The organism is Rhizobium sp. AP16, assembly GCF_000281735.1.
Lineage (GTDB): Bacteria > Pseudomonadota > Alphaproteobacteria > Rhizobiales > Rhizobiaceae > Rhizobium > Rhizobium rhizogenes.
Genome location: NZ_AJVM01000005.1, coordinates 22,351 through 46,937, shown reverse-complemented (window position 1 = coordinate 46,937; position 24,587 = coordinate 22,351). Strand labels below are relative to the sequence as shown.

At 61.7% G+C, this 24,587-nt stretch carries 26 protein-coding genes and 1 other RNA gene; 9 read left to right on the top strand and 18 right to left on the bottom strand.

What is annotated here, in order from left to right:
• Nucleotides 1–365: 365 nt before the first annotated feature.
• From rpsO to recR, 10 genes are all read right to left on the bottom strand, one after another.
• Entirely contained in the window at nucleotides 366–635 is a 270-nt protein-coding gene (rpsO, locus tag PMI03_RS04445; RefSeq protein WP_007690305.1) for a 30S ribosomal protein S15, read from the bottom strand.
• A gap of 152 nt (nucleotides 636–787) precedes the next feature.
• Nucleotides 788–1,639 (bottom strand): alpha/beta fold hydrolase, encoded by an 852-nt coding sequence (locus tag PMI03_RS04440; protein ID WP_007690303.1) that lies wholly within the window; start codon nucleotides 1,637–1,639, stop codon nucleotides 788–790.
• Nucleotides 1,640–1,736: 97 nt separating this feature from the next.
• Nucleotides 1,737–2,669, bottom strand: a complete 933-nt coding sequence (gene truB / locus PMI03_RS04435; protein WP_007690301.1) for a tRNA pseudouridine(55) synthase TruB — start codon at nucleotides 2,667–2,669, stop codon at nucleotides 1,737–1,739.
• A 12-nt stretch (nucleotides 2,670–2,681) separates the two neighbouring features.
• The gene (gene rbfA, locus PMI03_RS04430) at nucleotides 2,682–3,101 is read right to left on the bottom strand and encodes a 30S ribosome-binding factor RbfA (protein WP_007690299.1); all 420 of its coding nucleotides are present in this window, start codon (nucleotides 3,099–3,101) and stop codon (nucleotides 2,682–2,684) included.
• A 75-nt stretch (nucleotides 3,102–3,176) separates the two neighbouring features.
• The gene (infB, locus tag PMI03_RS04425) at nucleotides 3,177–5,903 is read right to left on the bottom strand and encodes a translation initiation factor IF-2 (RefSeq protein WP_007690297.1); all 2,727 of its coding nucleotides are present in this window, start codon (nucleotides 5,901–5,903) and stop codon (nucleotides 3,177–3,179) included.
• Between the two features lie 101 nt (nucleotides 5,904–6,004).
• Entirely contained in the window at nucleotides 6,005–6,694 is a 690-nt protein-coding gene (locus tag PMI03_RS04420) for an RNA-binding protein (RefSeq protein ID WP_007690295.1), read from the bottom strand.
• Nucleotides 6,691–8,295, bottom strand: coding sequence for a transcription termination factor NusA (gene nusA / locus PMI03_RS04415; protein WP_007690293.1), 1,605 nt, complete (start codon nucleotides 8,293–8,295; stop codon nucleotides 6,691–6,693). The genes PMI03_RS04420 and nusA overlap by 4 nt, the downstream gene beginning before the upstream one ends.
• Before the next feature lie 60 nt (nucleotides 8,296–8,355).
• Nucleotides 8,356–8,961, bottom strand: coding sequence for a ribosome maturation factor RimP (gene rimP, locus PMI03_RS04410; protein ID WP_007690292.1), 606 nt, complete (start codon nucleotides 8,959–8,961; stop codon nucleotides 8,356–8,358).
• 160 nt (nucleotides 8,962–9,121) lie between these two features.
• On the bottom strand, nucleotides 9,122–10,387 hold the full coding sequence (locus PMI03_RS04405) for a lytic murein transglycosylase (protein WP_007690291.1): 1,266 nt from the start codon (nucleotides 10,385–10,387) through the stop codon (nucleotides 9,122–9,124).
• A gap of 14 nt (nucleotides 10,388–10,401) precedes the next feature.
• Nucleotides 10,402–11,007 carry a recombination mediator RecR gene (gene recR / locus PMI03_RS04400; RefSeq protein WP_007690290.1) on the bottom strand — a complete coding sequence of 202 codons (606 nt, stop codon included), beginning with the start codon at nucleotides 11,005–11,007 and terminating at the stop codon, nucleotides 10,402–10,404.
• 57 nt (nucleotides 11,008–11,064) lie between these two features.
• On the opposite strand from recR, the gene PMI03_RS04395 reads away from it, so the two are divergent.
• The gene (locus PMI03_RS04395) at nucleotides 11,065–11,691 is read left to right on the top strand and encodes an MOSC domain-containing protein (protein WP_007690289.1); all 627 of its coding nucleotides are present in this window, start codon (nucleotides 11,065–11,067) and stop codon (nucleotides 11,689–11,691) included.
• 56 nt (nucleotides 11,692–11,747) lie between these two features.
• Here the strand turns inward: PMI03_RS04395 and PMI03_RS04390 are convergent, their stop codons facing one another.
• The gene (locus PMI03_RS04390) at nucleotides 11,748–12,284 is read right to left on the bottom strand and encodes an alpha/beta hydrolase (protein WP_007690288.1); all 537 of its coding nucleotides are present in this window, start codon (nucleotides 12,282–12,284) and stop codon (nucleotides 11,748–11,750) included.
• Between the two features lie 112 nt (nucleotides 12,285–12,396).
• On the opposite strand from PMI03_RS04390, the gene PMI03_RS04385 reads away from it, so the two are divergent.
• Nucleotides 12,397–12,870 (top strand): Lrp/AsnC family transcriptional regulator, encoded by a 474-nt coding sequence (locus PMI03_RS04385; protein WP_007690286.1) that lies wholly within the window; start codon nucleotides 12,397–12,399, stop codon nucleotides 12,868–12,870.
• A gap of 21 nt (nucleotides 12,871–12,891) precedes the next feature.
• Here the strand turns inward: PMI03_RS04385 and PMI03_RS04380 are convergent, their stop codons facing one another.
• The 3 genes from PMI03_RS04380 to ffs all read right to left on the bottom strand — a co-directional run bounded on the left by PMI03_RS04380 (nucleotide 12,892) and on the right by ffs (nucleotide 15,343).
• Nucleotides 12,892–13,215, bottom strand: a complete 324-nt coding sequence (locus PMI03_RS04380) for a YbaB/EbfC family nucleoid-associated protein (protein ID WP_007690284.1) — start codon at nucleotides 13,213–13,215, stop codon at nucleotides 12,892–12,894.
• A gap of 106 nt (nucleotides 13,216–13,321) precedes the next feature.
• A complete protein-coding gene (locus PMI03_RS04375; protein WP_007690283.1) occupies nucleotides 13,322–15,199 on the bottom strand; it encodes a DNA polymerase III subunit gamma/tau in 1,878 nt (625 codons plus the stop codon).
• A 47-nt stretch (nucleotides 15,200–15,246) separates the two neighbouring features.
• Nucleotides 15,247–15,343: signal recognition particle sRNA small type (gene ffs, locus PMI03_RS30690), an RNA gene on the bottom strand.
• 91 nt (nucleotides 15,344–15,434) lie between these two features.
• Between ffs and PMI03_RS04370 the strand changes: the two genes are divergently transcribed.
• From PMI03_RS04370 to PMI03_RS04350, 5 genes are all read left to right on the top strand, one after another.
• Entirely contained in the window at nucleotides 15,435–15,845 is a 411-nt protein-coding gene (locus PMI03_RS04370; RefSeq protein WP_007690280.1) for an HIT family protein, read from the top strand.
• Nucleotides 15,842–16,801 (top strand): NAD(+) diphosphatase, encoded by a 960-nt coding sequence (gene nudC, locus PMI03_RS04365; protein WP_007690278.1) that lies wholly within the window; start codon nucleotides 15,842–15,844, stop codon nucleotides 16,799–16,801. The genes PMI03_RS04370 and nudC overlap by 4 nt, the downstream gene beginning before the upstream one ends.
• 13 nt (nucleotides 16,802–16,814) lie before the next feature.
• Entirely contained in the window at nucleotides 16,815–17,501 is a 687-nt protein-coding gene (locus PMI03_RS04360; RefSeq protein ID WP_007690277.1) for a YafY family protein, read from the top strand.
• A gap of 84 nt (nucleotides 17,502–17,585) precedes the next feature.
• Nucleotides 17,586–17,807, top strand: coding sequence for a hypothetical protein (locus tag PMI03_RS04355; RefSeq protein ID WP_007690275.1), 222 nt, complete (start codon nucleotides 17,586–17,588; stop codon nucleotides 17,805–17,807).
• Between the two features lie 122 nt (nucleotides 17,808–17,929).
• Nucleotides 17,930–18,298, top strand: a complete 369-nt coding sequence (locus PMI03_RS04350) for a VOC family protein (RefSeq protein ID WP_007690273.1) — start codon at nucleotides 17,930–17,932, stop codon at nucleotides 18,296–18,298.
• A 172-nt stretch (nucleotides 18,299–18,470) separates the two neighbouring features.
• On the opposite strand, the gene PMI03_RS04345 is transcribed toward PMI03_RS04350, so the two are convergent.
• Nucleotides 18,471–19,325: a prephenate dehydratase gene (locus PMI03_RS04345; protein WP_007690270.1), complete on the bottom strand. Its 855-nt coding sequence runs from the start codon at nucleotides 19,323–19,325 to the stop codon at nucleotides 18,471–18,473.
• 23 nt (nucleotides 19,326–19,348) lie between these two features.
• A complete protein-coding gene (locus tag PMI03_RS04340; protein WP_007690268.1) occupies nucleotides 19,349–20,104 on the bottom strand; it encodes a 3-deoxy-manno-octulosonate cytidylyltransferase in 756 nt (251 codons plus the stop codon).
• 151 nt (nucleotides 20,105–20,255) lie between these two features.
• On the opposite strand from PMI03_RS04340, the gene PMI03_RS04335 reads away from it, so the two are divergent.
• Nucleotides 20,256–20,843, top strand: a complete 588-nt coding sequence (locus tag PMI03_RS04335; protein ID WP_007690262.1) for a cytochrome c family protein — start codon at nucleotides 20,256–20,258, stop codon at nucleotides 20,841–20,843.
• Nucleotides 20,844–20,913: 70 nt separating this feature from the next.
• Here the strand turns inward: PMI03_RS04335 and PMI03_RS04330 are convergent, their stop codons facing one another.
• Nucleotides 20,914–22,074, bottom strand: a complete 1,161-nt coding sequence (locus PMI03_RS04330; RefSeq protein WP_007690261.1) for a patatin-like phospholipase family protein — start codon at nucleotides 22,072–22,074, stop codon at nucleotides 20,914–20,916.
• Between the two features lie 141 nt (nucleotides 22,075–22,215).
• Nucleotides 22,216–23,160, bottom strand: a complete 945-nt coding sequence (locus PMI03_RS04325; protein ID WP_007690260.1) for an AEC family transporter — start codon at nucleotides 23,158–23,160, stop codon at nucleotides 22,216–22,218.
• Between the two features lie 406 nt (nucleotides 23,161–23,566).
• Here PMI03_RS04325 and PMI03_RS04320 point away from each other — a divergent pair, with 406 nt between their 5' ends.
• Nucleotides 23,567–24,559 (top strand): adenosine kinase, encoded by a 993-nt coding sequence (locus PMI03_RS04320; protein WP_007690259.1) that lies wholly within the window; start codon nucleotides 23,567–23,569, stop codon nucleotides 24,557–24,559.
• The last annotated feature ends 28 nt before the right edge of the window (nucleotides 24,560–24,587 follow it).

Below are 24,587 nucleotides of genomic sequence, written 5' to 3'. Positions count from 1 at the left end.
TGCGGGAAAAGGCGCCGTCGCCGGGGGTCGGCAAGGCGCATCTTCAACCGCACGAATGTGACGCATCACGGGCAAGACAACGAGAGGCTTTCAAGGATCGGCCGAAGCTTGCGGCTTCGGCTGAAAGCATCCGGCAATCCTGCCCCATGACAGGTCAACGGTTGTTGTTGGCAGCACCGGCCCATCCGGGCTGCCGGGTCTGTTTTGTCTAGCGCAAACGGAGCGCGCCGCACAAACAGGTCTTCCATTGTACCATGATCTCGTCCGAAAACTGCTTCGCATTCTTCGAGATCATGTTCGGGCGGAGCAGGTATGCCCCAAAAGCATCCGGCGGACGTTCAGGTGAACGCCCGCCGGAAAATTCATTAGCGACGGATGCCGAGGCTACCGATCAGCTTGGAATAGCGGCCTTCATCCTTCTTCTTGAGATAATCAAGAAGCGAACGGCGGCTGGAGACCATGGTCAGGAGGCCACGACGGGAGTGGTTGTCCTTCTTGTGGTCCTTGAAATGGTCCGTGAGGTTGTTGATGCGCTCGGTCAGGATAGCAACCTGGACTTCCGGAGAACCGGTATCGCCTTCGACGGTGGCGTATTCCTTGATCAGCGCAGCTTTGCGCTCAGCAGTAATCGACATCGGATGGTCCTTTCTATGAGGAGGAAATAAGTCGCCAAACGCCGGGATGTCGTCCAGCATTGGCCGCGAATGCAATCGAGCAGGCCCGATGCTGGCGCTGCCTATAAACCAAATAAGCGGTAATGGAAAGAGGGTTCTCCCCCAGGCGGCTTTCAGCGCCCCGCCATGGCATTCCGGATCATCGCATCATAACCCTCAGGATCTTGCAGCATGGCGAAATGGCTGGCGTCTTTCAGGATGACGAGCTTCGCGCCAGGAATTTCCTTCGCCATCATCTGCGTATGGTCGAGCTTAACCGCCTCGTCGTGGTCACCGATGGCAAGCGTGACCGGTACCGCAATCTTTCCAAGGTCGGCTGCCATCCATGCCGGTTGCGTTGCCCACATCTCCGAGATCTGGTTGACAAAAGCATCGTATTCGTTCGGCGTCGGCGACAGTTTCCTGTAATATTCGCCGGCGACATCGATGTAGTTGCTGAAGGTCTTGTTGTTCATCACGTCAGGTTTCACCCCATCGGTCGTGACATTTGCCGCCTGAGCGATTACGCGCGTCAGCTTGTCGGGGTACTTCATTGCCATGTCGATGCCGATGATGCCGCCATCCGACCATCCGACGAGCGTTACCTTGCTGATCTTCAGATAGTCGAGAAGCGCGACATAATCCGAGGTCATCAGATCATAGCCGAAGGGTTGCTGGCTGCGCGTGGAGCGACCATGCCCGCGGCTGTCGGCGACGATGACTAGGTGATCTCTAGCGAAATCAGCGACCTGGCGGCCCCAGACATCCGCATTTCCAAGCCCGCCATGGATGAAGAGGATCGGGGTACCCTCACCATATTCGGCATAATACATCTTGATGTCGTTGACATCGGCCATGCCGCTCGTCTTCGGCTCCGGCATTGGAGGAAAAGCCGGAAGTGCTGCCCACCGCTCGGCGGAATGGGCGCTGGCAACCGTCAGAAACAGCGAAAAAAACGTCAGTATTCCGATTGTAACTCCGCGCATATCTTCCCCCTTGAACGGGCCTTCATAGCCCGTCAGAAAACATATCGCATCGCTGTTGTCTCGCAAGTACCGCCATTTTCGGCTGGCCGAATAGCGGTCAGCCGAAAACCCGCTTCGGGCGGAATTCGCCTTCGCCGATCTCGCCGATGGCGATCAGCTTGCCGCGCGCGGTGGCATAGGCCTCTGTTTCGGCAACCGGGGCATCGCGGCCGCGCACGAGAATAGGGTTGCCCATCTTCAGGCGATGCGCCTGATCGTCATTGATGACGAGATGCGGTAGGGATGACAGTGCCTCGGCGGTGTCGATCAGCAGCGCGTCCAGGGCGGCAAGCCGCTCATCCGCGTCCTCGATCGCCTCGAGCGCCACCAGATCGGCGAGCGGCACCATGGCCTCCTCGGCGAAGGGGGCGACGAAGCTGCGGCGCAGGCCGGAAATATGGCCGTAGCAGCCGAGATCGCGGCCGAAATCGCGGGCAAGCGCCCGGACATAGGTGCCTTTGCCGCATTCCACTTCGAAATGCGCCGTGTCGGCATCCGGGCAAGCAAGCAGCGTCAGGCGGAAGATCTCGACTTCGCGCGACGGAATTTCGACCGTTTCGCCTTCGCGGGCGAGATCGTAGGCGCGTTCGCCGGCGATCTTGATCGCGGAAAACTGCGGCGGGATCTGGTTGATGACACCCGTATAGTTTGGCAGCAGCGCGCGAATCTCGTCTTCGCTTGGACGCTTGTCCGAACTCTGCGTCACCTCGCCTTCGAGGTCGTCCGTGGCGCGTTCCTCGCCCCAGCTGACGGTGAATTCGTAGATCTTGCGGCCGTCCATGACGTAGGGAACGGTCTTGGTGGCGTCGCCGAGCGCGATCGGCAGCATGCCGGAGGCAAGCGGATCGAGCGTGCCGGCATGGCCCGCCTTCTGCGCCTTGAACAGCCATTTGATCTTGGAAACGGCCTCGGTCGAGCCGAAATCAACCGGCTTGTCGAGGATCAGCCAGCCCGAAATCGGACGGCCCTTGGGCTTGCGTGGTTTGGACATTCTCTGTCTCTGTTATCGGTTTTCGTCGGTATCGGTGTCGTCGTCCTTGAGGTCGCGCTGGACCTCCGGCGACCGCAGCAACGCATCGATCTTCTTGTAATTGTCAAAGCTGGTATCGTCGCGAAAGCGGATTTCCGGCATGTATTTCATCTGCCGGAGGTGCTGCCCGAGACGGCCACGGATGTATTTCGTGTGGCGATTGAGCGTATCGATGATGAGGTCGTGGTCGGCGACGCCGAGCGGCGTCACAAAGGCGGTGGCGATCTTCAGATCCGGCGACATACGCACTTCGGAAATGGAGATCACGGTGCGTTCGATCAGGTCGTCGCGCACTTCGCCGCGCTGCAGGACCTGCGTGATCGCGGCGCGCACCTGTTCGCCGACGCGAAGCATGCGCTGTGAAGGCGCGGAAGTAGTTGGTCTTGTTGCCATTTGCTTTGGTCCCAAAAGATTCGGGCGCCGGACTGCATGTTCCGGCGCCCGTCCCATTGTTTCAACTTCGCGCTGTTACAGCGTGCGGGTGATATGCTCGACGCGGAAGCATTCGATCGTATCGCCGGCGCGGATGTCTTCGTAATTTTCGAAGGCCATACCGCATTCCTGGCCCATGTTGACTTCGGAGACTTCGTCCTTGAAGCGCTTGAGCGTCTTGAGCTTGCCTTCGTGGATGACGACGTTGTCGCGCACCAGGCGGACGCCGACGCCACGCTCGACCTTGCCTTCGGTGACGCGGCAACCCGCGACCTTGCCGACCTTCGTGATGTTGAACACCTCGAGGATTTCGGCGTTGCCGAGGAAGGTTTCGCGACGTTCAGGAGAGAGCAGGCCCGACATCGCTGCCTTCACGTCATCCACCAGGTCGTAGATGATGTTGTAGTAGCGGATTTCGATGCCTTCACGCTCGGCAAGCGTACGAGCCTGTGAATTGGCGCGGACATTGAAGCCGATGATCGCAGCGTCGGATGCTCCGGCCAGCGAGATATCGGATTCGGTCACGCCGCCGACGCCGGAATGCACGATGCGGGCACGAACTTCGTCGGTGCCGAGCTTGTCCAGCGCGCCGGCAATGGCTTCGATCGAACCCTGCACGTCGCCCTTGATGACCAGCGGGAATTCTTTCGTGCCCGTGGTCTGCAGCGTCATCATCATCTGTTCCAGCGAACCGCGCTGGACGGACTGACGGGCAGCCGCCTTGTCGCGGGTCAGGCGCTGACGATATTCCGAGATTTCGCGGGCACGGCTTTCGTTTTCGACGACGGCGAACTTGTCGCCAGCCTGCGGTGCACCCGAAAGACCGAGAACCTCGACTGGGGTCGCCGGACCGGCTTCCTTCACATGCTCGCCCTTGTCGTTGACCAGAGCACGCACGCGGCCCCACTGATCGCCGGCAACGACGATCTGACCCGGACGCAGCGTGCCCTTCTGGATGAGGACGGTGGCAACCGAGCCGCGGCCACGGTCGAGCTGGGCTTCGATGACGGTGCCTTCAGCGGTGCGGTTCGGATTGGCCTTGAGATCAAGGATTTCCGCCTGCAGCAGGATGGCTTCGAGCAGCTTGTCGAGGTTGGTGCGGTTCTTCGCGGAAACTTCCACGTCGAGCACTTCACCGCCCATGGTTTCGACGAAGACTTCGTGCTGCAGCAGCTGATTGCGAACCTTCTGCGGATCGGCGGAAGGCTTGTCGATCTTGTTGATCGCGACGATGATCGGAACACCGGCTGCCTTCGCATGATTGATCGATTCGATCGTCTGCGGCATCACGCTGTCGTCGGCCGCGACCACCAGAATGGCGATATCGGTCGCCTGGGCGCCACGAGCACGCATTGCTGTGAAGGCGGCGTGGCCGGGCGTGTCGATGAAGGTGATCTTGTGACCGTTCTGCTCAACCTGGTAGGCGCCGATATGCTGGGTGATGCCACCGGCTTCACCAGCCACCACATTGGCGTGGCGGATGGCGTCGAGCAGCGAGGTCTTGCCGTGGTCGACGTGACCCATGATGGTGACGACGGGAGGACGGGAAACCAGTTCGCCGTCTTCGTCGCCAACATTGAAGATGCCGAGTTCGACGTCGGATTCCGAAACGCGCTTGACCGTGTGGCCAAATTCGCCGGCGATGAGTTCGGCCAGATCGGCGTCGATGACGTCGCCCGGCTTCATCATCTGGCCTTCCTTCATCAGGAACTTGATGACGTCGACGGCACGTTCGGACATGCGCTGCGACAGTTCCTGGATGGTGATGGTTTCCGGCAGCACAACTTCACGCGTGATCTTCTCGCGCGTTTCCTGCATCTGGCTGCGGCGGAATTTTTCCTGGCGACGGCGCATGGCCGAGAGCGAGCGGCCGCGGGCGCTGCCATCTTCGTCGACATTGGCGGTCGTAACCGTCAGCTTGCCGCGGCGGCGCTCTTCATCCGTCTTCGGACGAGTGGTAACCGGCTTTGCCGGTTCCGGACGCACGACCTTGCCACGAGCGGGGGCGCCGCCACGCGGCGGGCCGCGATCGGTTTCTTCTTCATTGACCCGGCGGCGATTGGCCGGAGCTTCAGCGGCAGGAGCGCCTGGGCGCGCCGGCTGCGGAGCCGCATCCGGACGACGGGCAACGACGGGAGCCGCAGTCGCCTGGGCAGCGGGCTTCGCTGCTTCCACCGGTTCAGGCGTCTCGACCTTGGGCTCGAGGGCGCGAGCGGCCTCTTCCTCGGCGCGGCGGGCGGCTTCAGCCTGCTCGACGATGCGGCGAGCGGCCTCTTCCTCAGCGCGGCGGGCCTCTTCCTCGGCGCGACGAACCGCGTCGGCGGCGTCACGGATCTGGGCTTCGGCAAGCGCGCGGCGACGCGCATCCATTTCGCCGGCAGACAGATGGTTCAGAACCACCGGGCGCGACGAACGTTCCTGCTGCGGGCGCTGCTGGTTGTTCTGGTTGGATTGCTGTGGCCGCTGTTGTTGGCCACCCGGCTGATGAATGCGCGGAGCTGGCTGCGGCGGGCGCGGCGGCTGCGGCGTCGGTTCCGCGACACGCGTCACGGATGGCGCTGCGGCTGCTGTCGGCGTCGCAACGATCGGCTTCTCGTCTTCTGGGCGTAGCGGGCGGCGCTTGCGGGTTTCAACCACGACCGCCTTGGTGCGACCGCGGCCCATGTCCTGGCGCACGGTGCCCTGGTTCACGCCTGAAGGCTTCAGGGTGAGGGTCTTCTTACCCGATGCACTCAGCGTCTTGTCGTCTTGATTGTCGGTCATTCCGTTCCCGTTCCTTCGGACAGGGCTCGGAAACGTCCGTTAGACCCTGTCGTTCAATGCATGTACCTTAATGAGGCGTCCGGTATCGACCGGTGACCGCGTCATTGTTTTCGCCGGCCAGCGCCGCCCGTTGCCCGGGACTGACCGCCGTTGCGGTACCGTTCGAGCAGGTTTGCGCGCTTCACTACACCCTGACCCGCCCGCCCTGCAAGCGCTGCGGCATGGATAAAAGCGTTCTGGCCCATCAGTTCTTCCATTTCCGCCTCCGTGAAGACACGGAATGACGGTATTTCCTTTTCGGTCTCCATCCCGAGATGCCAGGCCTTTCTTGCCTGGTCGATCTTGCGAACGCCGTCGGCGGCGGCATCGATCGCGTGGAACACGGCAAGTGCCGAACCGTTGCGAACGGCGCCATCAACCTTTGACGAGCCATTGACGAACTGGCTCGCTTTGCGCGCCATGTGCATCATCCCGGCAAGCTGCGCCACAAGAAGGCGGTCGACGGTGGCGCCGAGATCGCTCGGTGCCGTCACCTCCGCCTTCAGGGCGCGGGCAAACAATTTCTTCGCCACTGCCTTGTCCACCAGCGCCCGGTCGAGCTTGACCCAGCAGCCGCGTCCCGGCAGCTGCCGCTTCAGATCGGGAACGATCGTCCCGTCCGGAGCGGCGACGAAGCGGATCAGCTCATCCGGCGATCCGCTTTCGCGTGTTACGATGCACATGCGTCCGTTCACGTCAGTCCCGAGATCGTCGTCCTCAGGCGCCGCGTTCGGCTCGGTGGTGCTCGTCATGCTTCTTGCTCGGTCTCATCCTCCGCGACCTCTTCGGTCTCGGTGGCGAGATCGGCTTCAGTGATCCAGCCGGCCGACAGGCGAGCCTGTACGATCATCTGTTCGGCTTCGACGCGCGAGATTTCGAGCTTGGAGAACAGGCCTTCGAACTTCTTAGTTTCGCCGTTCTTGCGCTCGCTCCAGCCGACGAGATCGTCGGCGGCGCAGCCGGCGAAGTCCTCGATCGTCTTGATGCCGTCCTCACCGAGGGCGACCATCATCTGTGCGGTCATGCCGTTGATCTGACGCAGTTCGTCAGCAACGCCGAGCGCCTTGCGCTTTTCGTCCATTTCGGCTTCCAGGCGCTCCAGATATTCGCGGGCGCGCTGCTGGATTTCCTGGGCAGTCTCTTCGTCGAAACCGTCGATGGAGGCGATTTCGTCGAGTTCGACGTAAGCCAGTTCCTCCACGGCGGCAAAGCCTTCCGAGGCCAGAACCTGGCCGACCATTTCGTCGACGTCGAGCGCGTCCATGAACAGGTTGGTGCGCTCGTTGAATTCCTTCTGACGGCGCTCGGACTCTTCGGCTTCCGTCATGATGTCGATGTCCCAGCCGGTCAGCTGCGAAGCGAGGCGGACGTTCTGGCCGCGGCGGCCGATGGCCAGCGACAGCTGTTCGTCCGGAACCACGACTTCGATGCGCTCGGCATCCTCATCGAGAACGACCTTGGAGACTTCCGCCGGCTGCAACGCGTTGACGACGAAGTTCGCCGGCTCGTTGGACCACGGAATGATGTCGATCTTTTCGCCCTGCAATTCGCCGACGACGGCCTGAACGCGCGAACCGCGCATACCGACGCAGGCGCCGACCGGATCGATCGACGAGTCATTGGAAATAACGGCGATCTTGGCGCGAGAGCCCGGATCGCGGGCAACCGACTTCACCTGGATGATGCCGTCGTAGATTTCCGGCACTTCCATGGTGAAGAGCTTGACCATGAACTGCGGATGCGTGCGCGACAGGAAGATCTGCGGGCCGCGCTGTTCGCGGCGCACGTCGTAAACATAAGCGCGAACGCGGTCGCCGTAGCGGAAGTTCTCGCGCGGGATCATTTCGTCGCGGCGGATGATGCCTTCGCCACGGCCGAGATCGACGATGACGTTGCCGTATTCGACGCGCTTGACGGTGCCGTTGACGATTTCGCCGACGCGATCCTTGAATTCGTCGAACTGGCGGTCACGCTCGGCTTCGCGCACTTTCTGCACGATGACTTGCTTGGCCGACTGGGCGGCGATGCGGCCGAAATCCATCGGCGGCAGCGGATCGGCAATGAAGTCGCCAAGGGCTGCGTCCGGGTTGCGGTCGCGGGCCAGTTCCAGCGGGATCTGCGTGGAATAGTCTTCGGCCTTTTCGACAACTTCGAGCAGGCGCTGCAGACGGATTTCGCCGGTCTTCGGATTGATGTCGGCGCGGATGTTCGATTCCGTGCCGTAACGCGAGCGCGCGGCCTTCTGAATCGCGTCCGCCATCGCGGCAAGCACGATCTCGCGGTCGATGACCTTTTCGCGCGCCACTGCATCTGCAATCTGCAGAAGTTCTAGCCGGTTCGCACTGACTGCCATGTTTAGTCTCCGTCTTCCTGCCCTGGGGTTCCCGTCCCGTTAGGCGGTTCGTTGATCGGTTTATTCTTCTTCGTCCGCTTCGTTCTGGTTCGCAGCCTCGGCCTTGGCCTGCTTGTCGGCGCGCAACGCATCACGGATAAGATCGTCCGTCAGGATCAGCTTGGCCTCGGCCAGCGTGCTGAACGGAATGGTGACCTTCGGTTCTTCGCCATAAGCGACCTGATCGCGCTCGATCGTAAAGCCATCGTCATTGACGTCGGTGATCTTGCCGCGGAACCGCTTGCGGTTGTCCACCAGGATCGAGGTCTCGCACTTGACGATGTGGCCGTTCCAGCGGACGAAATCCGACTTGCGCACCATCGGGCGGTCGATGCCGGGCGAAGAGACTTCCAGATGATACGCCTTATCGACCGGATCTTCCACATCCAGCACCGGCGAAATCGCTGTTGAGATCTCTTCACAGCCCTGGACGTTCATGCTGCCGTCGTTGCGCTCAGCCATGACCTGCAAAGTCAGGCCGTTCTGGTTCATGAGGCGAACACGCACCAGACGATAGTCCATGCCGACGATCACGGGTTCGATGATGGCGGCGATGCGCTGGTCAAGGCCGGTTTCGACGATCAGCCGCGGTTCATTGATATTGTCTGCGTTTGTCACTTCCGACAAGCGTTCACTCCTGCAGGGTGCTGCAATTGGGAGATCGAGGTAATAAAAAAGAGCGGGTCCTTGCGGCCCACTCTTCATCACACGATCAAGAATTTGAAGCGGATATAATCCCGTTCCGGCCAAATTGCAAGGCATTCGCGCCCGAACCCCGCTCTGCCGCTTATTTCAGCACGCCGAGCATCGAGCTGTCAGGATAGCAGGTCGGCTTCAGGCCGCTCTTTTGCTGCCATTGGCCGATCGACCGCCTTGTCTTGTAACCCGGCAATCCGTCGGTGCCGCCGACGTCATAGCCCTTGCGCTCCAAAGTCTTCTGCATGCCGGCGACATCGGAGCGCAGCATCTTGCCGACATCACCCCATTGGCCCTGGAAAGCGCCGGAGCCATAGGCGATGCGGTCGGCGAGATTGCCGATATAGAGACCGTAGAGGTCGGAATTATTGTATTCCTTGATGGTGTAGAAATTCGGCGTGACGATGAATTCCGGCCCGTCGCGGCCGGCCGGCACCAGCATCATGCCGCCGGCGCGCAGTTCGTCGGAGGGAAACGCCTTGCCGGCGATCCTGGCGATCCCGAGCGACGTCCATTGCGAAATCGGCTTGGCGAGATCAGGCCCTTCCTGCGCGCAGGAGACACTCTCCGGGATCGTCACTTCGTAACCCCAGCCACGGCCGCGCTGCCAGCCCTTCTGCACCAGATAGTTGGCGATGGAAGCGAGCGTATCCGGCACGGAGGTCCAGATGTTGCGATGGCCGTCGCCGTCGAAATCGACCGCATATTTCAGGTAGCTGGTCGGCATGAACTGCGGCTGGCCAAGTGCGCCTGCCCAGGATCCCATGAACTGATCGGGCGCGACGTCGCCATGCTCGAGAATGCGCAGACCGGCAATCAGCTCGGTGCGGAACATCTCCTTGCGGGTCGACATGAAGGCCTTGGTCGCCAGCACCTGCACCGCCGAATTCGGCAGTTTCGCCGCGCCGAAGCCGGTCTCGCGACCCCAGATGGCAAGCAGGATCGGGCCGGGCACGCCATAGACCTTTTCGATCCGTTTCAGCACCGGGCCATATTGCGAGGCGAAGCTGCGCCCCGTCACCGCAAGCCTCTGCAGGCGCCCCTCGTTGAAGTAGGGTGCGGGCGAGGAGAACTCCGCCTGGGTCTGCTTCTGCTCCTTGGGCTTCGGAAAACCGGGCGGGGCGAGATCGGGCAGGCTCCAGTTCAGCGTCACGCCGGCAAAGGCGGCACGAAAGGTCTTTTCGGAAACGCCATCCTTTTTTGCCTCGGGCCAGAGATCTTTTTGGATCCAGGTCTGGAACTGGGCTTCGACATCGGCCTTCGAGGCGGCGAAGGCGGGGAGGGGGAGAAGGGCTAGGAGGAGAATAAGGAGGCCTAGAATATGCCGGGAGATACCCCCCTCTGTCACTCTCCTCATAGGCAGTCCCTCCCTCAAATCGCCGTCCGCGCCCTGAGCGCCGCCGTCAGCGTGCCCTCGTCGAGATAGTCGAGCTCGCCGCCGACAGGCACGCCGTGGGCCAACCGGGTGATCTTCACCTCCAGGCCGGCGAGCTGGTCGGTTATATAGTGTGCTGTGGTTTGTCCTTCGACGGTGGCGTTGACGGCGATGATGATTTCGCGGACGCCGCCTTCGCCGACACGCTGGATCAGGCCGCGAATGTTGAGATCGTCGGGGCCGACGCCGTCGAGCGGGGAGAGAACGCCGCCAAGCACATGATAGGCGGCATTCATCGCGGCGGCGCGCTCCAGCGCCCAGAGGTCGGCGACATCTTCGACGACGATGATGACGGACTGGTCGCGGTGGCCATCGGTGCAGACGGTGCAGGGATCGACGGTGTCGACATTGCCGCAACGCGAGCAGATCTTCACCTTGTCATAGGCCTCGCCCATGGCGTGGGAGAGAGGGCCGAGAAGCTGGTCTTTCTTCTTGATCAGGTGCAATGCGGCCCGGCGCGCCGAGCGCGGGCCAAGGCCCGGCACCTTCGCCAGGAGCTGGATGAGCTTTTCGATTTCGGGGCCGGTGACTCGCTTTGCCATGGGAGGCTTTTAGCCGATAAGTTGCGGGAACGGAATCACGGAAGGGATGATCGCCCCATGAAAATTCTCGCCGTCTGCATTGGCGCGGCCGAAATGCTCCCCGGCAGGAAAAGCAAGACCGGCATCAACAAGCATGCCGTCGGCGCCGCCGTGATGATCGATGCCAAAGGCCTGATCGGCGATGCGATCTGCAATCGGGTGCATCATGGCGGGGTGGACCAGGCTGCCTATGTCGAGGGATCGCTGACGCTGGACTGGTGGTCGCGCGAGCTCGGACGCCGGTTGGAGCCCGGCGCGTTCGGCGAGAATCTCGTCATCGACGGGCTGGACAATTGCGAGATCGCCGTCGGCGACAGGTTTATAGCTGGCGATCTTGTTTTGGAAGTCACCTCGGCCCGCGTTCCCTGCGCCACCTTCGCGGCAAAGATGGGCGATCCGAAATTCGTCAAGCGCTATTTCCAGGCGCGTCGTCCAGGCATTTATTGCCGCGTGAAGACGGCCGGAACGGTCGCCGCCGGAATGGCGGTGACCCATATCCCCTATGCGGGCGCCAGGGTCACCATGCCGGAAATGATCGCCACCCACGGCCAGCGATTGTCGCCGCAGGACCGGGCGCGCTATCTCTCCACCCCCATTCATCATAAGCTGCGGGCGATGCTCGAAAGCGAAGCCGCCGGTTCCTAGGCTTTCCACACGGAGATCGCGGCGACAACTCCAAGGACGCTTCTGGCTTTGGTCTTTCAGCCAAGCCCGGCCGAGAAGCGCCGGAAAAGAGCCTGGCCCTCTGGCCAATCACCGATCCCCGAGGCGGAATTGATGTGGCCGAGCGGGCCGACATCGATGAGTTCGCTGCCCCAGACGGAGGCGCTTTCCTTCGCATAGTCGAACGGGCCATAGGGATCGTCGGTGCTGGTAACAAGGAGCGATGGAAACGGCAGCCTTTGGCGTGGCGGATTGGCGAAGCTCGGGGCTCCACCCAGATAGACCTCGCCGGTCGGATCCGGCACCGCGACGAGAAATGCGCCGAGGATTTCCGTTTTCGCGGAAACCGCCCAATGTGCGATGAACTGGCAGGCAAGGCTATGGGCGATGAGGATCGGCGGCGTCTTCGCCCGGCCAATCTCGCGATCGAGCGCGGCGATCCAGTCGGTAAGCTCCGGCCTGTCCCAGCTCGCCGGCTGAAACCGGCGCAGTCGCGGGTCCTGTTGCTCCCACAGGGTTTGCCAGTGGCCTTCCCCGGACCCGCCAAGGCCGGGCAACACAATGATATCGCTCATATCTTTCCTCTCGCGGTCTGTTGACGGCGCGAGATTGGCATGTCGCTCCCGCCATTGACATTGCAATCCATCGGATAAAATTTATGTCCGCCGATGAATTGAAGGTTCAGACATGGAAAGCTTCGAGAGAGAACTGGATCCGACCGATCTGTCGATGATCGAGATCCTGCAGCAGGATGGGCGGATTTCCGTATCCGAACTCGGCCGCCGTGTCGGCCTGTCGCAGCCGGCCGCATCCGAGCGCCTGAAGCGGCTTGAGGAACGCGGCATCATCGCCGGCTATCGTGCCATCGTCGATCCCACCGCCGTCGGCCTCGGCATGATGGCCGTGATCCGGTTGCGGACGACGCATGAGCATATCCGCCCCTACCTCAAGCAGTTCTCGGAAATGCCGGAGATCATCGAGGTCCTGCGGCTGACCGGAGAGGATTGCTTCCTGCTCAAGGTGCTGGTGCCGTCGCCGACCGACCTTGAAACCATCGTCGATTCCATCGCCCGGCACGGCGCCGTGACGACATCGCTGGTGTTGCGGAACGAGCCGGCTAAACCGATCGGCCGCGAACTCATCCGCAAGACGGTGCGCTGAATCTTTTCAGGAGTGTGCCAATCAGAAAGGCATCTTGAAGCCGGGCGGGATCGGCAGGCCGGCGGTGAGTTCGCGGGTCTTTTCGGCGGTGATCGCCTCGGCCTTGTCCTGGGCGTCTTTGTTGGCGGCGACGATCAGGTCCTCGAGGATTTCGACGTCGTCTTCCTTGAAGAGCGACGGATCGATCTTGATGCCCAGCATCAGGCCCTTGCCGTTGACGGTGACGGTGACGAGGCCGCCGCCTGCCTTGCCTTCGACGCGGATGTCGGCGATCTCCGCCTGCATCTTCTCCATCTTGGCCTGCATTTCCTTCACTTTGCCCATCATGCCCATGATGTCGCGCATCGTCGCTCGTCCTTCTTCCGCGTCTTTCATTATGATTTAGTACAATGTGTTTCGAAAGCCGCCCAACAGATTTTACGGCGTGGCTCTTTGGTTCGGTATCGTGCCCTTAGAATTCGATGTCGTCGCCCGGCAGAATATCGCCTTCGTCGGATTCGGCGGCGGCCGGTGCGGCGACCTGTTCCTCTTCCTCCACATCCGGCGCACGCACGCGAACGTCGATGATCTTGGCGCCTGGAAATTGCGACAGGATCGCCGCGACGTCGGGGTCTTGCCGAGCATCGGCAACCCGCTGCCGCTGCGCATTCGCTTCGGCTTCCACCACTGTCGGCTCGCCTTCGTCGCGGCTGAGGCTGACGATCCAGTGGATGCCGGTCCATTCCTTCAGCTTGACGGCAAGCTCGTTCAAGAGCGTGCCCGGCGCGCCCGGCGTCAGGCTGACATCGAGCCGACCCGGTTCCAGCCGCACCGGACGAACGAAGCTGCGCACCATCGCTTTCAGTTTCGGATCGCGCTTCTGGCCGGCCAGTTCGGCAATGTCGGTCATTGAATTGATGGCAATCAGCGGCTTCGGCGCTTCAACCGGCTTCTGTTCGATGCGACCGACGGGGGCGGAGTCCGGCTGCGTATTCGGAACCGCGCGCAGCATGGCGACAGGCGCCTGTGGCGTCGGTCGCGGCGGAGCTGTCTCGACGGCGCGGGCCATCACATTGCCTTGATAAGAAACCTGCGTTCCGCCGCCATTGCCATGACCGCTGGGCGAGGGACGCACGCCGCCATTGCCATTGCCGTCGGAGAATTCGGCAAGCCGCCGCGCCGCGTCTTCCGGCGCCGGCAGATGGGCGGCATGCGCCAGCCGGATCAGCACCATTTCGGCGGCACCGGCCGTGCGCGCAGCGCTTTCCGTCTCCGGTATGCCCTTCAGGAGCATCTGCCAGATGCGCGACAGCGTCGTCACGGCGACGCCTTGCGCGAATTCCGCGGCCTTGTTGCGCTCGACTTCGCTCAGCGATGGATCGTTGGCAGCGTCAGGCACATATTTCAGGCGGGTGACGAGATGGGTGAAATCGGCAAGGTCTGTCAGTACGACGACGGGATTGGCGCCTGCCTCATACTGGCTGTTGAATTCCGCCAAAGCGGCTGCGACATCGCCCTTGATGATGTGGTGGAAGAGATCGACGATGCGGGCGCGGTCAGCAAGACCCAGCATCGAGCGAACGGCGTCGGCCACGACCACGCCGCTGCCATGCGCGATTGCCTGGTCGAGCAGCGACAGGCCGTCACGGGCCGATCCCTCGGCGGCGCGGGCGATCATGGCGAGCGCTTCCGGCTCCGCCTCGATGCCTTCTTTGCCGGCGATGGTGGTGAACAGTCCCACAAGATCCGAGGCGCTGATGCGGCGCAGATCGAAGCGCTGGCAGCGCGACAAGACCGTGATCGGCACTTTGCGAATTTCGGTGGTGGCGAAGATGAACTTCACATGCTCCGGCGGCTCTTCCAGTGTCTTCAACAATCCGTTGAAGGCGGCCGTCGACAGCATGTGCACTTCGTCGATGATGTAAACTTTGTAGCGCGCCGAAACCGGACGGTAGCGCACCTGCTCGATGATCTCGCGGATATCGTCGATGCCGGTATGGGAGGCGGCATCCATCTCGATGACGTCGACATGCCGGCCTTCCATGATCGCCTGGCAATGTTCGCCGGGCTCGCGCAGGTCGATGGTCGGTCGATCGATTTCAGGGGTTCGATAGTTCAGCGCGCGCGCCAGAATACGGGCCGTCGTCGTCTTGCCGACACCGCGCACGCCAGTCAGCATATAGGCCTGGGCAATACGACCGGTCTCGAACGCATTGGTCAGCGTGCGAACCATCGGCTCCTGGCCGACCATCAGGTCTGTGAAATCCTTGGGCCGATATTTGCGGGCCAGCACCCGGTAACCGGTGCCGGTCGAAGCGGCATCTTTTGCTTGTCGCTCGGTGTCGCTCATGGCCCTGCTTATTGCCCGCAGAAAGCCGGGCCTTGCTTTCAAAAAGGGTGGGAGGCTGGCACGATGACCCGTGCCGGGCTCGTTGGGGCTGCTTCCTTCCGGACCTGACCCGGTTGGCGAGTGGCTCGTCCACCACCAACCTCCCGGAGGCACATATCGGCAATATCGTCATCAAAAGCAAGCCAAGGCCAAAAAAAACTGCTAAACATTTGAAAAAACACCGGAGGATCACTCATTGAAGGAATTTACGCTCGACGATCGTCTGGCGAATGACAGCGTTTCCGTGACGATCACCGGCCTTTGCGACGTGCGCCTGTCGAAGGACAGCCGCTGGCCGTGGCTGGTGCTGGTGCCCCGCCGGCCCGGCATATCGGAAATATTCGAACTGACACCGCTAGACCAGGTTCTGCTGACCTTCGAGACCAACAAGGTGGCCGCTGCCCTGAAGACGGTGACCGGGGCGACAAAAATCAACGTCGGGGCTCTTGGAAATATCGTCCGACAGCTTCATGTTCATGTGATTGCACGGTTCGAAGGGGACGCGAACTGGCCCGGTCCGATCTGGGGCCACGGCAAGGCGGAACCCTATACGGACGAAGACATGAACAGCTTCATAGCCAAGTTGCGGGACACGCTTTCACAATGAACCACTCGATCTTCTCTTCGGATGCGCCTCACCCGGAAGCCAGCAGCCTCACCGCCTTTGCGGAAAACCAGCTAAACCGGGACGCCGAGCATCGTGACGAGGAAACGATCCAGCGCGCACTTTCGAAGGAAGGCACGCATATCCTTGCTTTTGCCAGGGACAAGCTGGTTCTGAAGCATGACGGGCAGGTACTCGATCCGCTGTTTGCGCGCTACGAATTGCAGGAGCTCGATCCCGACTGGGAAGCGGCCGTACTGCTCGGCTACCGCAAGACCGGCGAGCCGCGGCTGGCCGTGCCGGTGCGGATCAATGCCGACGAGCTTGCCAGCCACTACAAGCCCGCCGACATGCGCTCGCTTTGGCGCGATTTCCTGCTTGAAGGCGAAATTCTCGGCGAGGCGGCGCAGGGCATGAGCCTCATCCGCTGGAACAGCGACAACCGCTTCTGCGGCCGCTGCGGCTCGGTGATGGAAAGCCGCATCGGCGGTTACAAGCGGGTCTGTACCGCCTGCGAACACATGATCTTCCCGCGCACCGATCCCGTCGTCATCATGCTGACGGTCGACGAGGAGAGAAATCTCTGCTTGCTCGGCCGCAGCCACCATTTCGCGCCGGGCATGTATTCCTGTCTCGCCGGTTTCGTCGAGCCGGGCGAAACCATCGAGAATGCCGTGCGCCGCGAGACGCATGAAGAATCGGGCATCCAGACCGGCCGCGTGCGTTACCACGCCTCGCAGCCCTGGCCGATGCCACATTCCCTGATGATCGGCTGCTATGCCGAGGCGAAGTCGACGGAGATTCATATCGACGCCACCGAGCTCGACGATTGCCGCTGGTTCACGCCGGAAGAAACGCTCGAGATGCTCGATCGCGTCTCGGCCTCCGGCAATACCTCCCCGCCCAAGGGCGCCATCGCCCATCGCCTGATGCGCGACTGGGTGGAATGGAAACGATAGGTCCTCCTTTGTCATGGCGCGCTCGGAACGCTTGCTGACCCTGTTGCAGACGCTCCGGCGCTATCGCCGTCCGGTCAGCGGCGCGGTTCTGGCGGGTGAAACCGGCGTCAGCCTGCGTACGCTCTATCGCGATATCGCCAGCCTTCAGTCGCAGGGTGCCATGATCGAGGGCGAGCCGGGCATCGGCTATGTCCTGAAACCCGGCTTCATGCTGCCGCCGATGATGTTCTCCCAGGACGAGATCGAAGCCTTGGTGCTCGGCTCCCGCTGGGTGGCGCGCGCGGCGGACGAGCGCCTTGCCGCCGCCGGCGCGGATGCGCTTGCCAAGATCGCCGCCGTCCTGCCCGATGACATGCGCGAGACGGTCGAGCAGGCGACGCTGGTCGTCGCTACCCGCCGCGCGCTGGAGGATAAGGCCGACCTCTCCCTCATGCGCAAGGCGATCCGCTCCGAACGCATCGTGCAGCTCACCTATGGCGATGTGAATGGAACCATTTCGACCCGGCGCATCTGGCCCTTTGCGCTCGGCTATTTCGATGAAGTCCGCATGGTCATGGGCTGGTGCGAACTGCGCCAGGATTTTCGTCATTTCCGCGCCGATCGCATTGTCGATTTCGCGGTGCTCGAGACCCGCTACCCGCGACGACGCGTCGTGCTGGCGAAGGAATGGCACAAGCAGCAGGGCATGGTCCACGATTGATCCCTGAGCAGCATACTACTGCCAGAAACTGTCAGTATGGACGGTTATTATCGCTCCTATTCCACACAGGAAGGAGGACCGATCATGGAAAGCCCCAGTTTCATCGCCAGAGAGGACACGCATCGTTCTGCAGTTGATGCGTCGCTGGCGCAGGCTTGGCTGCAACGGCTTGCGCAGGCGGCACTTGGCCGTTTCGCGCGGCACAGTTCTCGCCTCGATCTCGACGAAACACCCGACTTTATGAAACGCGATCTCGGTTTTCTCGACGGGTGCGCCCCGTATCGCGAGGACAGCTGCCTGCGATAGGCGCATCTGAGAAGCATCCCAGTCAACCTTTCGACAATCATTTGCTCCGGCAAGGTCCGTCATGACCTGTCGGCCGGGACCGATATTGCCGTCATATCCCTAACATCAGGAGGAATATCCCAATGACCAGCCCGAATCTCATTATCTTCTACGTCAAGGACCCGGCCGAAAGCATACCCTTCTATCGCGATCTGCTCGGCCGCGAGCCGGCCGTTGCCGCGCCGAATTTCGTGGCCTTCCCGCTCGACAACGGTTTCACCCTGGGCCTCTGGCGCCGTAGCAGCGTCGAACCGCAGCCGTCGGCCATCGGCAGCCGCGGCGAACTCGCCTTCATGGTCGAGGGCGAAGGGGCGGTGGCGGCACATTACAAGGACTGGAAGGCACGTGGCCTGCCGGTCGCGCAGGAGCTGACGACGCTGGATTTCGGCCCGACTTTCGTCGTGTTGGATCCGGATGGTCATAGGCTGAGGGTTTGCGAGCCGGATAAGTAAGCTGCATAGCAGTCACCCGCCCTCGTGGTTCGAGACGACCCTTTGGGCCTCCTCACCATGAGGGCTGGTATTTTGCGCTCAGCCGCGCGGCGTGCTCCACCTCATCCTGAGGTGCGGAGCTCAAAGAGCGAAGCCTCGAAGGACGAGGTGGCCCCCGAGCTCGCGGCAGCTATTAAAGCTGCCCCCGCATCGGATGTCCCTTATAGACCCCCAATATCCGGACCTTCTCCGAGAAGAACCGCAATTCCTCCAGCGCGCGTTGCACATTCGCGTCGGTCGGATGGCCCTCGATATCGGCGTAGAACTGCGTCGCTACAAAACGGCCGCCGAGCTGGTAGCTTTCCAGCTTCGTCATGTTGATGCCGTTGGTGGCAAAGCCGCCGAGCGCCTTGTAGAGGGCGGCCGGAATGTTGCGGACGTTGAAGACGAAGGTCGTGACGATCTTCTCTTCCGGCGAGCTGCGCTCCGCCCATTTCTCCTCGCGCGACAGGATGACGAAGCGCGTTACGTTGTCCTCGGTATCCTCGACATTTTCCGCGACGATATCGAGCTTGTAAAGGTCGGCGGCCAGCCGCGGCGCCAGCGCCGCCATCGTACGGTCGCCGGTTTCCTGCACCAGCTTGGCTGCGCCCGCTGTATCGCCGGCGATGACCGGCTTCCAGCCGTTGGCGCGCACGATCTTGCGGCACTGACCGAGCGCGTGGATGTGGCTATGGACGGTGCGGATCTCTTCCTTCTTGACGCCCGGCAGCACCATCAGCTGGAAGCGGATCGGCATGAAATATTCGCCGACGATATGCAGGTGCGATTCGGGCAGCATGTGGTGGATGTCTGCAACGCGGCCGGCGATCGTGTTTTCGATCGGGATCATGCCGAGATCGGCCTCGCCGCTATCGACTGCGGTGAAGGCGTCCTCGAAGGTCTGGCACGGCAGCGGTTCCATCGTCGGGAACATGTCGCGGCAGGCCATGTCGGAATTGGCGCCATACTCGCCCTGGAAGGAGATCTTGTTGGTCTTGGTGGTCATGGGACTGCCTTTAAGGGGGGATGTCAGCGAGAGGCGCCGGAAAGGATGCGTCGGGCCTTTTCGAGGTCGGCGGCAGTATCGACACCGAGCGGGATCGTGTCAACGATCTCGACATCGATACGCATGCCGGCTTCCAGCGCCCGCAATTGCTCCAGCGATTCGCGCTTTTCCAGCGGCGAAGGGCCGAGGCTGACGAACTTTTCCAGTGCGGCGCGGCGATAGGTATAGAGGCCGATGTGATGATAGAGCGGCCCCTTGCCGTAAGGGGCGGTGGCGCGGGTAAAGTAGAGTGCGCGCAGCCGGCTTTCGGAAATAGCAGAGCCGACGACCTTGACGACGCTCGGCAAGGTCTTTTCTTCCTCGTCCTTGATCTCGACGGTCAGCGTCGCGATGTCGACGGCAGGGTTTTCGAGCGGGCGCAGCGAGGCGCGGATGGTTTCGGGATCGATGGTCGGCAGGTCGCCCTGGACATTGACGATGATCTCGGCGCGGCCATCCGGATCCACGGCCCGCAGCGCTTCATGGATGCGATCGGAGCCGGATTGATGATCCATGCCCGTCATGACGACATCGAAACCGGCATTGGCAACGGCGGCATAGGTATCGTCATGATCGACGGCGACGACGATGCGACCGATCGCCGCCTCGCGCGCGCGCTTGGCAACCTGTACGATCATTGGCAGGCCGCAAATATCGGCGAGCGGTTTGCCCGGCAGGCGCGTGGAGGCCATCCGGGCCGGAATGAGCACCAGCGTCTTGTCTAAGTTGGAATCTGTCATCGTTGGGCCTTCTATTCTCGCCGTAAAAGTGTCAAAACGTCTCATGGTGGAGACCGTTTACAGAGTTGCAAGAAACAGCCAAAAGACATAGGTTTCGCGCGAATTCAAGATGGGCCGGCAGTCACTGCCGGAGGCGAGGGGAGCATAGCAGATGAATTCATCCTACGTGAACATGGGTGTCGGGGCACTTCTAGCCACACTTTTCGTGCTGAAGTCCGTGTCGCTCGCGTCAGGATTTATTTTCCATTCAGAGACGCCGGAAAAGCCCGGCTTCGAAATTGTCGCCGCCGAAGCACCGGCCGGGGATGCCGGCGGCAAGGCTGCCGAGGCAAAGGAAACGCCGATCGCGCAATTGCTGCAGACGGCAGACGCCAAGGTCGGCGAAACGATCTTCAAGAAGTGTCAGGCCTGTCATTCCGGGGAAAAGGGAGGGCCAAACAAGGTTGGCCCCGATCTCTGGGGCATCGTCGACCGTCCGGTCGCCGAACATGAGGGCTTTGCCTATTCCGCCGCCATCAAAGGCTTTTCCAAGGACGGCGCGGAGAAGTGGACCTACGATCATCTTTATCACTTCGTAGCCGCGCCGAAGAAGTTCATTTCCGGAACGGCCATGGGCTTTGCCGGCCTGCCGAAGGAAAAGGACCGCGCCGACCTGATCGCCTATCTGCGCACGCTGGCTGATACGCCGGTGCCGCTGCCGGACCCGAATGCAGCGCCGGCGCCGGCTGCGACGAACTAGAGCAATTCCAGGCGAATGATTGCCAAAAACCCGGCCGTCTCGGCCGGGTTTTTGCCGTTCGGGTGGCTCTTCAGACCGAATGCCGGCGCGACCGCGTTCTCTGGTCGATGTCATAGACTTTGAGCCCGTCCTCGGCGTTCGGCGGTACGCGCCAATCCTCCGCCAGCAGTGCCTTGCGCGCATCGCGCAGGCCCGTCTCCCAATGCTCGTGCATCGACAGCGCCGAGAATTCGTAATCCTTCGAATGTGAGCGGAACTGCTTATTGCGGTAGATCAGGTGGATGATGGTAACGCCGTAGTCCGAGCATTGCGCCTTCAGCTTCTGGATCGCGGGGTCGGCCTTGGCTTCTTCCGGCAGGCGCGCGTAAAGCTCCGAGATGGTGCGGCGCAGGCGGTGGCGCTCGAGAAACAGGTCGGTATTGAGCCGGGTGCGGCTGGAATAGGTAATGTCCTTGCGCCGCTCCTCCACCTCTTCGAGATCCTGCGGCTGCGGGCCGGCCGCGCTGAAGAGGTCGACCTGGAAGACCACCGTATCGACGTCTGCGCCATTGCGCAGCACGTAGGTCAGCGGCGTGTTGGAGACCAGGCCGCCGTCCCAGTAGTATTCGCTGCCGATCTTGATGGCCGGGAAGCCGGGCGGCAGCGCGCCGCTTGCCATGACGTGCTCGGGCTTGATCTGGACGTCCCGGTTGTCGAAGAAGGCGAAATTGCCAGTGCGGACATTGACGGCGCCGAGGCTGAGCCGGACCGGACCGTGGTTGATGCGGTCGAAATCGACATGGTCGAGCAGGGTCTGGCGCAGTTGCTCGGTATCGTAGATGCTGGTCGCACCCGCCGAACCGCGCGCCTGAAACCAGGATGGGATCTGCCAGGGCGAAAAGAAGCCGGGTACGCCGAAGGTGGAGACCCACCAGCTGCTGACGGTGCGGTAAAAGGGATTGGTGTTGCGCTGCTTCTCCATCAGGAGGTCGACCGGCATCTGGACGCTGACCTTGTTCCAGAAGGAGCGTAGCTTCTCCAGCCGTTCGCCGGGCACGTTGCCCGCCATGATCGCGGCGTTGATGGCGCCGATCGAGATGCCGGCGATCCAGTCCGGCTCGATATTCTGTTCCCTCAGCGCCTCGAAGGCGCCCGCCTGATAGGAGCCGAGCGCACCGCCGCCCTGCAGCACGAAAACCTTCTGCGCATAGGCCGAAGCCGGATTGGTGGTGAGTGGCGCTGCAATATTCATGGTTCCATCCTTTGCTGCGCTCCATCCATAGCGGTGGCGATGTGCAAATATATGACCATTTTCCTGCCTGCTTCTCCGAAGGCGGAGATATATCGTCGCAGCATCGGGCGGAGATGAATCCGCATAAGCATGCGGCATACCCTAGCCGAGCAAATAGGCCCAAAGTGACACTGAGAATGCGCCGAGCGCGGTCGTCAGCGTGATCGTCGATGCAGCGAGACTGTGGCCGACGCCGAAGCGATTGGCAATCAGCCAGGCGTTTACGCCCGTTGGAACGGCGGCAGTCAGCACCAGGGCGGCCCGCCATTCCTGGCTGAGGCCGAGAAGATAGCTTGCTGCAAGCACGCAAGCCGGCAGGAGCACGAGCTTGAAGGCCGCCATGACGCTGGCGATGCCGAGATTACCCGAAACCCCATATTGCCGGAGCGCCATGCCGAGCGAAATCAAGGCGGCCGGGCCGGCGATATTGGCGATGTTGTCGACGACGGTGCCAAGCGTTGCCGGCAAGGGAATGCCGATGAGGTGGACGACAAGCCCGCCGAGAAGCCCGATGACCAGCGGATTGCGGATGAGGTTTTTGCCGACCTGTTGCAGGAGCTCGATCGTGCTGCGGCCGGCGCCGCCATTTTCCTTGCGTTCGGCCTGTTCCATCAGCAGCGTGCCGGCGATCATCATGGTCGGCAGATGCACGGCAATCAGGATCGACATCGCCATGATGCCATCAGGGCCGACCGTGCGTCCCACCAGCGGCAGGCCGATGAAAATGGTGTTGGCGAAGGCGGAGGACACGCCGGCGAGCACCCCGATGCGGGCATCCCGCCCGAACAGCCGCGTCGCCACCAGATGGCCGGCCGTCCAGGTAACCGCAACGCCGGCGAAATAGGCGGCCCACAGCCGGAATGGCGAAGCACCGCGAAAATCCGCTTCCGCGATGGTCTGAAACAGCAGGAGCGGCACGGCGATCTTGAAGACGAACTCGCTCATCGCCTCGCCGACACTGGCCGTCAATATGCCGGTACGCACGATCACCCAGCCGACAAGGATCAGCAGGAAAACCGGGAGAACATCGGAAAAGATTTCGGACATGCTGGCAAGGAGTATCTGGCGTGGGATCCAAGGATATGATCCCAGAGTTGTAACAGCTTGCCGCATCGTGGAAAGCCGAAAAGCAGGCTGGCACAAAAAAAGCGGGCTATGCCCGCTTTTCAGCGTCCGGTTCCCGCCGGAGTCCTCCCGGTGCACAAGCCGCCAGTTCATCCGTGGTCGGCGCGCGTACCGGTGAGGCGGAAGGTATCATACCTTCCCAGACTGGCCTTGGATGCCTTGAGAACGTCCCATGCCAGCCGCTTGATAAGCATTTACAGATGGAAAGTGACAGGCAAATGACTGATCGGAATTTAGTTGTCCGGCGATAAGCGGATTCTTCTTCCAAACTTGCGAAAAACCGATAATACCGATTAACGGCTATCACCAATACCGGGGCTCCTTTTTGATGACTCGTTTCGATGTACTGACCGTTGGCAATGCTATCGTCGACATTATCGCGCGCTGCGACGATCAATTCCTGATCGACAACAAGATCACCAAGGCGGCGATGAATCTCATCGATGCCGAGCGTGCCGAACTTCTCTACTCGCGCATGGGTCCGGCGCTTGAAGCCTCCGGCGGCAGCGCCGGCAATACGGCGGCGGGCGTGGCGAATTTCGGCGGCAGGGCCGCCTATTTCGGTAAGGTCGCGGAAGACCAGCTCGGGGAGATCTTCGAGCACGACATCCGCGCCCAGGGCGTGCATTACGAGACGAGGCCGAAGGGCACGTTCCCGCCGACCGCCCGCTCGATGATCTTCGTGACTGAAGACGGCGAGCGCTCGATGAACACCTATCTCGGCGCCTGTGTCGAGCTTGGCCCGGAAGATGTCGAACCCGATGTCGTCGCCGATGCCAAGGTCACCTATTTCGAAGGCTATCTCTGGGATCCGCCGCGCGCCAAGGAAGCGATCCGCGAATGTGCCCGCATTGCCCATGCCCATGGCCGGGAAGTGTCGATGACGCTCTCCGACAGTTTTTGCGTCGGCCGGTATCGCGGCGAATTCCTCGACCTGATGCGCTCTGGTACCGTCGATATCGTCTTTGCCAATCGTGACGAGGCCCTGTCGCTCTACGAGACCGAGGATTTCGACACGGCGCTGCAACTGATCGCCGCCGACTGCAAGATCGCGGCCGTCACCACCGGCAAGGACGGGGCCGTCATCGTGCGCGGCAATGAGCGCTATGTCGTCGATGCCCACCCGATCGAGGAGCGTGTCGACACCACCGGCGCCGGTGATCTCTTCGCCGCCGGTTTCCTCTTCGGCTATACCCAGGGTCGCAGCCTTGAAGATTGCGGCAAGCTCGGCAACCTCGCAGCTGCGATCGTCATCGAGCAGATCGGCCCCCGGCCGATGAAATCATTGTCGGAAGCCGCCAGGGAATTCGGGCTTCTCTAAAAGTCCTCACGCGCTTCCAATCGAATTG